Annotated in this window: 12 protein-coding genes, 1 tRNA gene and 1 pseudogene; 8 read left to right on the top strand and 6 right to left on the bottom strand. The window is 45.0% G+C overall.

Features of this window, described 5'->3' with window-relative positions; all coding sequences use genetic code 11:
- Nucleotides 1-71: 71 nt before the first annotated feature.
- The 3 genes from sra to folD all read right to left on the bottom strand — a co-directional run bounded on the left by sra (nucleotide 72) and on the right by folD (nucleotide 1,656).
- Nucleotides 72-308 carry a stationary-phase-induced ribosome-associated protein gene (gene sra / locus PSI15_RS12555; RefSeq protein WP_071827242.1) on the bottom strand — a complete coding sequence of 79 codons (237 nt, stop codon included), beginning with the start codon at nucleotides 306-308 and terminating at the stop codon, nucleotides 72-74.
- 260 nt (nucleotides 309-568) lie between these two features.
- The gene (gene ybcJ / locus PSI15_RS12560; RefSeq protein WP_273583824.1) at nucleotides 569-781 is read right to left on the bottom strand and encodes a ribosome-associated protein YbcJ; all 213 of its coding nucleotides are present in this window, start codon (nucleotides 779-781) and stop codon (nucleotides 569-571) included.
- A complete protein-coding gene (folD, locus tag PSI15_RS12565) occupies nucleotides 781-1,656 on the bottom strand; it encodes a bifunctional methylenetetrahydrofolate dehydrogenase/methenyltetrahydrofolate cyclohydrolase FolD (protein WP_273583825.1) in 876 nt (291 codons plus the stop codon). The genes ybcJ and folD overlap by 1 nt, the downstream gene beginning before the upstream one ends.
- A gap of 189 nt (nucleotides 1,657-1,845) precedes the next feature.
- On the opposite strand from folD, the gene PSI15_RS12570 reads away from it, so the two are divergent.
- Nucleotides 1,846-1,922, top strand: a tRNA-Arg gene (locus PSI15_RS12570).
- Between the two features lie 63 nt (nucleotides 1,923-1,985).
- On the opposite strand, the gene PSI15_RS12575 is transcribed toward PSI15_RS12570, so the two are convergent.
- From PSI15_RS12575 to PSI15_RS12585, 3 genes are all read right to left on the bottom strand, one after another.
- Nucleotides 1,986-2,165 (bottom strand): helix-turn-helix transcriptional regulator, encoded by a 180-nt coding sequence (locus PSI15_RS12575; protein ID WP_046335935.1) that lies wholly within the window; start codon nucleotides 2,163-2,165, stop codon nucleotides 1,986-1,988.
- A gap of 346 nt (nucleotides 2,166-2,511) precedes the next feature.
- Nucleotides 2,512-2,904, bottom strand: coding sequence for a hypothetical protein (locus PSI15_RS12580; protein WP_273583826.1), 393 nt, complete (start codon nucleotides 2,902-2,904; stop codon nucleotides 2,512-2,514).
- A gap of 303 nt (nucleotides 2,905-3,207) precedes the next feature.
- A complete protein-coding gene (locus PSI15_RS12585) occupies nucleotides 3,208-3,819 on the bottom strand; it encodes a helix-turn-helix domain-containing protein (protein ID WP_273583827.1) in 612 nt (203 codons plus the stop codon).
- A gap of 352 nt (nucleotides 3,820-4,171) precedes the next feature.
- Here PSI15_RS12585 and PSI15_RS12590 point away from each other — a divergent pair, with 352 nt between their 5' ends.
- The 7 genes and pseudogenes from PSI15_RS12590 (at nucleotide 4,172) to PSI15_RS12620 (ending at nucleotide 9,570) form a co-directional block, all read left to right on the top strand.
- Nucleotides 4,172-4,408: a transcriptional regulator gene (locus tag PSI15_RS12590; RefSeq protein ID WP_273583828.1), complete on the top strand. Its 237-nt coding sequence runs from the start codon at nucleotides 4,172-4,174 to the stop codon at nucleotides 4,406-4,408.
- 101 nt (nucleotides 4,409-4,509) lie between these two features.
- The gene (locus PSI15_RS12595) at nucleotides 4,510-5,238 is read left to right on the top strand and encodes a helix-turn-helix domain-containing protein (protein WP_273583829.1); all 729 of its coding nucleotides are present in this window, start codon (nucleotides 4,510-4,512) and stop codon (nucleotides 5,236-5,238) included.
- A 58-nt stretch (nucleotides 5,239-5,296) separates the two neighbouring features.
- Nucleotides 5,297-7,182: pseudogene (locus PSI15_RS12600) on the top strand (toprim domain-containing protein).
- Nucleotides 7,183-7,203: 21 nt separating this feature from the next.
- The gene (locus PSI15_RS12605; protein WP_273583830.1) at nucleotides 7,204-7,602 is read left to right on the top strand and encodes an antiterminator Q family protein; all 399 of its coding nucleotides are present in this window, start codon (nucleotides 7,204-7,206) and stop codon (nucleotides 7,600-7,602) included.
- Between the two features lie 180 nt (nucleotides 7,603-7,782).
- Nucleotides 7,783-7,983: a hypothetical protein gene (locus PSI15_RS12610; protein ID WP_273583831.1), complete on the top strand. Its 201-nt coding sequence runs from the start codon at nucleotides 7,783-7,785 to the stop codon at nucleotides 7,981-7,983.
- An 88-nt stretch (nucleotides 7,984-8,071) separates the two neighbouring features.
- Nucleotides 8,072-9,112, top strand: a complete 1,041-nt coding sequence (locus PSI15_RS12615) for a DNA-methyltransferase (protein ID WP_273583832.1) — start codon at nucleotides 8,072-8,074, stop codon at nucleotides 9,110-9,112.
- 71 nt (nucleotides 9,113-9,183) lie between these two features.
- Complete coding sequence (locus PSI15_RS12620) at nucleotides 9,184-9,570, top strand: hypothetical protein (RefSeq protein WP_273583833.1); 387 nt, start codon at nucleotides 9,184-9,186, stop codon at nucleotides 9,568-9,570.
- The last annotated feature ends 111 nt before the right edge of the window (nucleotides 9,571-9,681 follow it).

Raw genomic sequence — 9,681 nt, forward strand, 5'->3', positions numbered from 1 at the left:
GACGTTGTTATATCCAAAACCGCCCCTGAGATGGGCGGTTCAGTTTCTATCGCATTTACGCTTTCACCGATTTATTGATGAGTCTTTGTATGCTCAGGATAGAAAGCATTTCCAGCGTGATACGTAACTTTGCCAGAAACCGCGTCCCGTTTCATGGCAACAAAAGAAGAATGACTTAGAGGCTCAGGGACTTGATGTGTGCTATCACTGGAAGCAAGATTGAGAAGAGAAATTGTCACTCTGCGTTTAGAATGACTTAATTTATAAGGCAAACCTAACAACCTTCTTGCAGCTCTATTACTTAACATAATTAACTCCGTTTCAGTTGTACATAAGTTCCCCAGTATAGCAACTTATTAGAAAATCAAAACATGACGGACAGGATTGTTTCTCAATATATCGTCAATGTCACAGGTTCTGCGGATAAAACCGGATAAAGAGATCCCCAATTTGTTGATAAAAAATAATGAGTTTCTATTTGTAAAATAAAAAGACAGCACCATACATATATAAATACATAAGATGCTGTCTTTTCGAAAAGGATTAGTGGTTATGTTTACCCGCTAATTTATTCTTCAACGCGAACGGAATCACCATTAAACGTTACAACTTTACCGGCGATAATTTTGCAACGTTTACGGGTTTCGGGTTGATGATCAACCTGCACCAAACCTTCTGCAATCACCGTTTTCGCCGCTGCCCCACTTTCACACCATCCCTGAAACTTGAGCAAATCACACAATTCGACGTAAGGGTGGCCGTCTAAATAAAAAATTTCCATCAATAACCTTCAGTTGTATCTACATCATGATATTCCTCGCAGGCTTGCAAGGTATTTTGAATCAAAGTTGCAACGGTCATTGGGCCGACACCACCGGGCACCGGGGAGATCCAACTTGCGCGTTCAGACGCTTTATCGAAATCCACATCACCAATGACTTTGCCATTTTCCAGCCGGTTGATGCCGACATCAATCACGATTGCGCCAGGCTTAATCCACTCGCCAGGAATAAAATTCGGCTTACCGACAGCAACAACCAGTAAATCAGCCTGTTCCACATGCTGGCGTAAGTTTTTGGTAAAACGATGCGTGACCGTCGTTGTACAACCTGCCAACAGCAATTCAAGGCTCATCGGGCGGCCAACAATATTGGAGGCACCGATAATCACTGCATTCAGCCCATAGGTATTGATATTGCAGCGTTCAAGCAGGGTCACAATCCCACGGGGAGTACAAGGGCGCAATCTTGGGGCGCGTTGACACAGGCGGCCGATATTATAAGGGTGGAAGCCATCCACATCCTTATCGGGACGAATGCGTTCCAGTACTTTGACATTATCAATGCCGGCAGGTAAAGGGAGTTGAACTAAAATACCATCGATTTGCGCATCGGCGTTCAGGTCATCTATCAGAGAGAGTAACTCAGCTTCGCTGGTCGTATCAGGCAGGTCATAAGAGCGGGACATAAACCCGACGTCTTCACAAGCGCGGCGTTTGCTGGCGACATAAATTTGAGAAGCAGGGTTTTCTCCCACCAAAACAACTGCAAGACCTGGCGCTCGTTTTCCGGCGGCAACACGCTGCCTGACTTTTTCTGCAACTTCGCTTCTGATTGTCTGCGCAATCGTTTTCCCATCAATAATTTTTGCTGACATGTATTTAAGATTCCACTATCAAATATAGGAATGGGGGCTATTTTGTCAGAACATGAACCGCCTGTCAGTTTTATTGATAATCATAAAATGAGCATACGAGCGCAAAGGGCATTGACTCGCGCCATTATGCCCGTATAATCCGGTGCTACATCAACGCATTAATGATGTTTCTTATTTACACACCATAATGCGCCCTTAGCTCAGCTGGATAGAGCAACGGCCTTCTAAGCCGTAGGTCACAGGTTCGAATCCTGTAGGGCGTACCATTTAAAATCAATAAGTTACAGTGAAAAATGAAAAACCCGTCAAGGTAACGGGTCAAGTTATCGCTACTTCTTCTCTCTCACCCAAGCCTCATAGACCTCTTCAGGCCATCCTAGAAATGTTCCACCAGCAGTCTTATCTGGTTTAGGAAACTCATTTCTTTTTGCGTACATTCTCCAAAGGGTTGTTTTGCTTTTTCCTGTGAGTCGTTGCATCTCTTCACGCTTAATGTATCTTATCGCCATGGCTTGCCTCCCTCTCTGATAGCCATTTTTCAAAACTCCCTTGCTTGTGATCGGGCTATCGGCAGTACCAGCAGGGCGTATCTCTTGTTGTTTTGATTACTGATAGGCATTGCTCAGTGTTTTGTTTGTTCCCAATATAAAGATGTAAGATGATATTTTTTCTGGCTCCATTTGAGTCACTTTATTTGCAGTCTCCATATAACAGACTTCTTTCGTGTTCTCTACTTGTGCGTAATCATTCTGAATTTAGAGTGAAACATTCCCCAGTGCAGGCGCTGCCATTAAATTTTAATATTTATTGAAATTTATAGATTTTATTTATAGTCGTTTTATTGTGTGGCTATTTTTATAGCTGACAATGTTTTTTGTCTGCTTTAATCAGAGGAATCATATCAATTAAATGCATATATCGTCCTCTCCGCTTATAGAGCGCATAACCGTAATCGACAATCGGTTCTAAATTATAGCAAGGAACAGGTTCTGTATGTGTTTGGTTGACCAAATATGTAGTCAGTATATGATATTTAAATTCATTTTTATTTTTTCCACCCATGCTGTCATTCTGATTTTTGTATTTATTATATGAATTCAGGCACGAGTTTGTCCAAAAGGTAGTACATGTTGTTCCTGAATACAGGGTGTTTGCTTGCGCGATATTTGCAATAATACATTTAATGTTTATGGTATTTTTTTGTTTTGTAGCCGGTTTCTCGATGGTGTCAGAAATAAAGGTACTCATAAATCCTCTCTCATAATCTTTTAGTGATTATTCCTATCACTTTGACGCGGCTAGCATTATCACTTAAGTTCTCTCAGATCCATGCTTATAGTGATAAAAATCGGATTTATTTAATTATCTTATTGATATTAAATGATTTTAATTTGATAGTGTCTAAATTGTTTTTTGGCTTGATAATCACAATAATTTCAGTAACACCCAAGACACTGTATTAAAAAACAGTGTCTTGGCGTAAAGAGAAGAATGATTGGGAAATATTTCGTATGAAACTGGGAAGTTATGTAGCAAAGATTGGGGAAAAAATTATCGTCTTCGTTTCATGTCACGAAATAAATAGACAATAACACCGACGATTTCAATGTCAGGCGAGACGGTTATCAATGGGATGCGCGTATCGTCAACAGACAAAAAGCCGACAGAACCACCTTGTTTATAACGATAAACTGAATAATGATTTCCTATACGGGCATAAACTAAATCATCATTGGCCATTTCTTCATCTTTATCAACAACGATTAAAGTCCCTTCCGGCGCTTCAGCGCAACCTGTATTTTGGGTGATACGATAAGCTCGGCATGTATCAAAATGGGCTTGCAATTCAGAAAGAACAGGAACCATGAAGGATTCATGGGTTCCTTGTTCTCCTTCATAAATTTTTACAGGCACATAACGGTTGTCATGCCTGACAGCAAAATCCGCATTATCAGTTTGATATTTATTACCACTGCCATCACTGAGCCATTCCGGGCGTACGCCAAGCGCCTTGGCCAAATCAACGAGTTTACCTGTTTTGGCGGCTTTCCCGGAGAGTAATTTCCATATCATGGATTGAGCCATGCCGGCTTTTTCGGCAAGGGCGGATTGGGTAACCCCTTTATCTGCCATGGCTTCTTTTAATCTATCAGCAAGAGTCATAAGTGCCTCATGAGTGTTTACCTTCGTATTTACAGAGAGCAAATCAATTTATCTCTTCAGTTCAATCTCTGTACCGATGAGGAAACTATTTAAAAAGGATTATTGGCTCTAACTGTCTGTGAGTTATCCCCGCCCTTACGGGGAGCCAGTGAGCTTGGGTAAAGACACCAGCGAACCGTGATTGTTATTCCCACATTTACGTGAAATACAGGGTATATAGTCCAAGAACTCCGGTCTTGGAACATCTGCTTCTCATTCTATCTCTAAAGTGATACCTTTACAAACACACCAATAGTGATTTATTGTGATCTATGGTGATAGTGTTATTGCTGTAGTGTTGGAGAAGGCATTAATGAAAAACAGCGTGATAAAAAAAGTTATAACAATCGCAGGCAGCCAAACAAAGCTGGCTCAGGTTCTTGGGTGCAGACAATCTCTCATTAGCGCATGGTTATACGGAAAAAAACGGGTTTCGGTGTCGTTGGTAGCCGATATTGTGGTTTTTTCGAACGGGACAGTCCAGGCTCATGAACTGCGTCCTGATCTGCCTAAAGTTTTCCCGCCGCCTGAAGCCAAAGATCATGAATAAATTCCCGCCGGTGGTTGATGAGGCATGGCGTTTTGGATGAATCCGATATGAACATTGAACATGTGGATGTTGTTTAGCGTACTGTAACGGGGGAAAACAGCATGAGTATGAGTCTGATGGCGAAAGCAATGAGTATCAGGGTAGGAAATCCCCTGAGAAAACTGGTGCTTATCAAATTAGCGGATAATGCAAACGACAAAGGCGAGTGCTGGCCTTCATACCAGCATATTGCAGATCATTGCGAATGCAGTAAGAGTGCGGTGAGAAGTCACATTGACGCGTTGATTGAGATGGGGCTGCTTATCAAGGAAAACAGGCTGGGTAACCATAACGGTAAGGGGAATGCCTCGAATGTCTATTACCTGAATTTATCGGTTGCCCCTGTGCCACCAAAAAGCACACCCCCTGTGCCGCCAGAAAACAGACATATGCCACCTGTTGGCACCCCTGTGCCGTCAGGTGATATACCCCCTATGCCGCCAGCTGGCACCAGAACCAGTCACTCTTTTGAACCAGTCAAAGAACCTGTTATAGATGTCAGCGAGAAACCGCCACGAAAAACGGAAAACAAACACCCCTTGCCAGACAATTTTTTCCCAACAGCGCAGCATCAAGCGCTGGCCAATGCGCTGGGCGTGAACCTGCGGGAAGAATTTTTAAAATTTGCTGACCATCATGCCAGCAAAGGCACCCGGTTTGTGGATTGGGGGCGGGCATTGAACACTTGGTTGCGTAACGCCAAAACATATCAAAGGGAATCACAAAAAAATCAGAGTCCGGATCATTCCCCCATTCAGAAGTACGGGGACTATTACTACATTGAACGATGATTGAGATAACAAGGTTGACAATTTGCTCGGGATTCAGCAAGTTAAAGGGAATGGCACCATGACACCAAAAGAACTGTCGGAAAAACTCTGGGGCAGTGTAACGCGTGTAACAAAATACCTGCTTCCTAACGGGCGCAGGGAAGGGCATGAATGGGTAGTGGGATCGGTCAATGGCGAAGCGGGGAAAAGCCTTAAGATTAACCTGTCAGGCAAGAAAGTATGGTCCGACTTTGCCGAAGGAACCGGCGGTGATTTGCTGGATTTATGGGTGCGGGTGCGTGACTGTGGCCTGCATCAGGCCATGACGGAGGCAAAACAGTTTCTGGGGATTGCCGATGACGATCACCACTTCGCCGCTAAGCAGAAAAAAAACTTTGTCCGGCCAGATCGCAACATGTTAGCGAAACATATCTTCAAACCCAACTTGTGTTATGCCTATTTGGAAAGCCGGGGGATCACCCGCCAGACGGCGGAGGCTTTTGAGATCGGTGATGCCAGCGTCTGGTTTCATGCTGAAAACAGGGCATTGCCTGCCATTGCGTTTCCCTACAAACGGAACGGGGAGTTATTGCAAGTCAAGCGCATCAGTACTGAGCGTCCCAATGGCAAGAAAGTGATTATGGCTGAATCCCGGTGTGAACCCTGTCTGTTTGGCTGGCAGGCCATACCCAATCACGTCCGGCTGCTCATTTTGTGTGAAGGGGAGATCGACTGCATGAGTTATCACCAGTACGGGTTGCCTGCCCTGTCTGTGCCGTTCGGGGGCGGTAAGGGTGCCAAGCAGCAGTGGATTGAGTTTGAATACCACAACCTTGATCGCTTCGAGGAAATTTGGATCTCAATGGACAACGACGACGTGGGACGGGAAGCCGCAAAAGAGATTGCCAACCGATTGGGGGAGTATCGCTGCCGGTTAGTCAGGTTGCCGTACAAGGATATTAATGCGTGCTTACAGGCGGGTATGACACAGGATGACGTGGTCCGTTGCCTTGAAACTGCGGCCTTTTTTGACCCGGAAGAGTTGTGCAGTGCCAGAGAGTTTTATCAGGACACTATTGATGCTTTCTACGGTCAGGAACAATACCTGTTCAAAACACCGTGGGAAATGTTGAATCTTAATTTCAGTTTCCGCGAGTCAGAACTCACGGTGCTCAATGGCGTTAACGGGCATGGGAAAAGTGAGATTTTAGGGCATCTGCTGTGTGAAGCGATGGGGCAGGGAATACGGGCTTGTGTGGCCTCCTTCGAGCTGAAACCGGGGCAGTTGCTTAAGCGCCTGACCCAGCAAGCAACCTGTTCGGAAAGGCCGCCTGTGATAGAAATCGAATCGGCATTTCAATTTTACGATGACCGGCTGTGGGTATTTGGCCTAACGGGGACGGCAAAAGCCGCGAGGGTGATTGACATCTTTAACTATGCGCAGCGTCGTTACGGCATTCAGCTGTTTGTTATAGACAGCCTGATGAAATGCGGTATCGGGGAAGATGATTACAACGGACAGAAAGCCTTTGTGGATGCCTTGTGTGACTTCAAAAACCGCACCCGCAGCCATGTTATTTTGGTGACACACAGCCGGAAAGGTGACAGTGAAGAGAGACCGACCGGGAAGATGGATGTCAAAGGTACCGGGGCGATTACTGACCTGACCGACAACCTGATGATTATCTGGCGTAATAAAGCCCGTGAGCGTGTACTGCAAAAGCAGGAAACCGGGGCAATGTTAACGGATAAGGAACGGGAAAAACTGGCCGGCCCGGCCGCCATGATACTGATTGAGAAACAGCGAAACGGCAATGGTTGGGAGGGGGTATCGGGCTTTACCGGGACAAAAAATCCCATCAGTTTTTGCCCCAGGAACAGGCAGATCCTTATCACTATATTGCCAATATGCCGGCGTCTGAGTATGACGAGGTGTGGAAGGGGCAGAATGTCACAGAAAATTAATGTGGGTGAGAGAGTATATAAATGCGTGATATGCGAATGATCCTCAACCGATGGGGGGCATGGGTCTGTGAGGGCAAAAGCCCGGTGGAGTGGTCTTCCATTGCCGCCGGGTTTAAGGGGCTGCTACCCAATAACCGGAGAAAGCGTTCCCTGTGTTGTGATGATGACGGTATGGCGCTGGATGCCGCAGTGCTGCGGCTGAAACAACACGATCCTTATTTATTCCAACTCATTGTGCTGCACTATATTAAAGGGTTCGCATTGCGGTCAATGAGTGACCACTTAGGAATTTCCCATAACGAAGTGACCAAACGGGTACAGGTGGCGGAAGGATTTATCGAAGGCATTCTGGTGGCCTCCGGGGTGACGTTGGAAATGAATAAAGGCGTGCGAAAAGAAATGGTTAAAGCGGTTGCGTAATGACAAAAGTCAGTATATTGTGATAAACGTGATTGCAATGTCACCGAATAGACCGATTTATCAGGCCTCGCTAATGCGGGGTTTTTTTATGCCTGAAATAAACATAAGACTTGCTGTTGTTCCTGGTCAGAGTTACATGTGTGTTCACGCACAAAAATTCACCAGAGGTTTGAAATTATCATGCTAAAACATGAAGATATGACAACAACAGCTTCCTGCGTTTTAGAAACCCTTCCCCCGCATGATTGGGTCTCGGTTGCCGATGTTTCTACCCTGACGGGGCTACCTGAACCCCGTTGCCAATTACTGTTAACGCAATTTCGTCTGGCGGGTTTAATGGAGAGCCGGGACGATGACACGCTTTTCAAGCGTTGCCCTTAATAGGATGGTGTCTTAAACGGTGAAAGGTTGACGCTTTTCACCGTGGCTTTCCTGAGAGCCAGTCAGCGTCGATTTATGGAAAACTATTGTGAATTTAAACCGTATCACATTGATTAACGACGACTCGCTGAAATTTATCAAAACCCTGCCGGATAACTGCATCGACTTAATCGCCACTGACCCGCCGTACTTTCGCGTGAAAGACTGTAGCTGGGATAACCAGTGGGCAGATGTCACGGCATACCTTGCATGGCTGGATGAACTGCTTGCCGAGTTCTGGCGGGTACTGAAACCCAACGGCAGCCTGTATATGTTTTGTGGTTCGCGTCTGGCCTCTGATACCGAACTGCTGGTACGGGAACGGTTTAACGTGCTGAACCATATTATCTGGGCAAAACCGTCCGGCCCGTGGCGCAGGCAGAATAAAGAAAGCCTGCGCATGTATTTCCCGGCGACTGAACGTATTATTTTTGCCGAACATTACCAAGGCCCCTATCACCCGAAAGGCGATGGCTATTTCAAACAATGTCAGAAACTCAAACAGTCGGTATTTAAACCGCTGGTCGATTATTTTCGTGATGCCCGAAAAGCGTTAGGCATCACGGCAAAAGACATTCACGCCGTCACCGGGAAGCAAATGGCCAGTCACTGGTTCAGCGACAGCCAGTGGCAGTTACCCAATGAAACCGACTACCAAAAGTTACAGGTACTGTTTGACCGTATTGCTAATGAAAAGCGCCAGCGTGGTGAATTGAACACCCCTTATTCTGAACTGGTGGGATCTCATTTAACCCTGTCGCGCCAATATGACGAATTGCGGCAGGAATATGGTTTGATGCGCCGTTCGTTCTCAGTCACGGCAGCAGTGCCTTATACTGATGTTTGGCATTTTACGCCTGTTCAGTATTATCCGGGCAAGCACCCTTGCGAAAAGCCTGCTGATTTAATGGCACATATTATCCAGTCCAGCAGCCGGGAAGGGGATGTGGTAGCAGATTTCTTTATGGGTTCCGGTGCGACACTGAAAGCCGCGTTGAAACTCAATCGTCGTGTATTGGGGGTTGAGCTGGAAGAGGAACGTTTTCGTCAAACTGAACAAGAGATAAATAAGGTTATGTGTTCAAAATGATAAATTACGATTGATAAGAATAGTTGATTATATTTTAATGTTGTTCTCATTGAAATATAGGGAAGTAACTCGTGTACAGTGGTATTGTTGATCCGAAAATATTAAATATTTTTTTACGTTATATGATTAATGCAGCTCGCCATAAGAGACTAATCCCTTATTATGAATTACAGGGGATTTTTGGCCTTGATCGTGGAACTGTGGGAAAGTATGCAGGTTGTTTAGGGCATTTTTGCTATGATAATGGTTATCCGTTATTGAACTCCTTGATTGTCAATGCTGATAATCCAAAGCCATCCTATGGTTATGATGAATGGATGTTGGAAGCTGGGGTAGAGGTAAATTGGGAAGAAGAAATGTTCAAATGCTTCAAGGATTATCATGTTACTTCTACCAATGCTAAGCATTTCGAAAACCTTACAGGGATGACGAAAAAAGTAGCAGACTGGTTTGGTTAAGGGCTTGCTTCTACTTAATTGTAAGATAGAGCAATAACCCAATAATTTCTCAAAATAAATATGACAAGGCTGCTTAATGTGGCCTTTTTCACATTTGCCACCGTAATCACT

It is taken from the genome of Xenorhabdus sp. PR6a (genome assembly GCF_028599065.1).
GTDB lineage: Bacteria > Pseudomonadota > Gammaproteobacteria > Enterobacterales > Enterobacteriaceae > Xenorhabdus > Xenorhabdus doucetiae.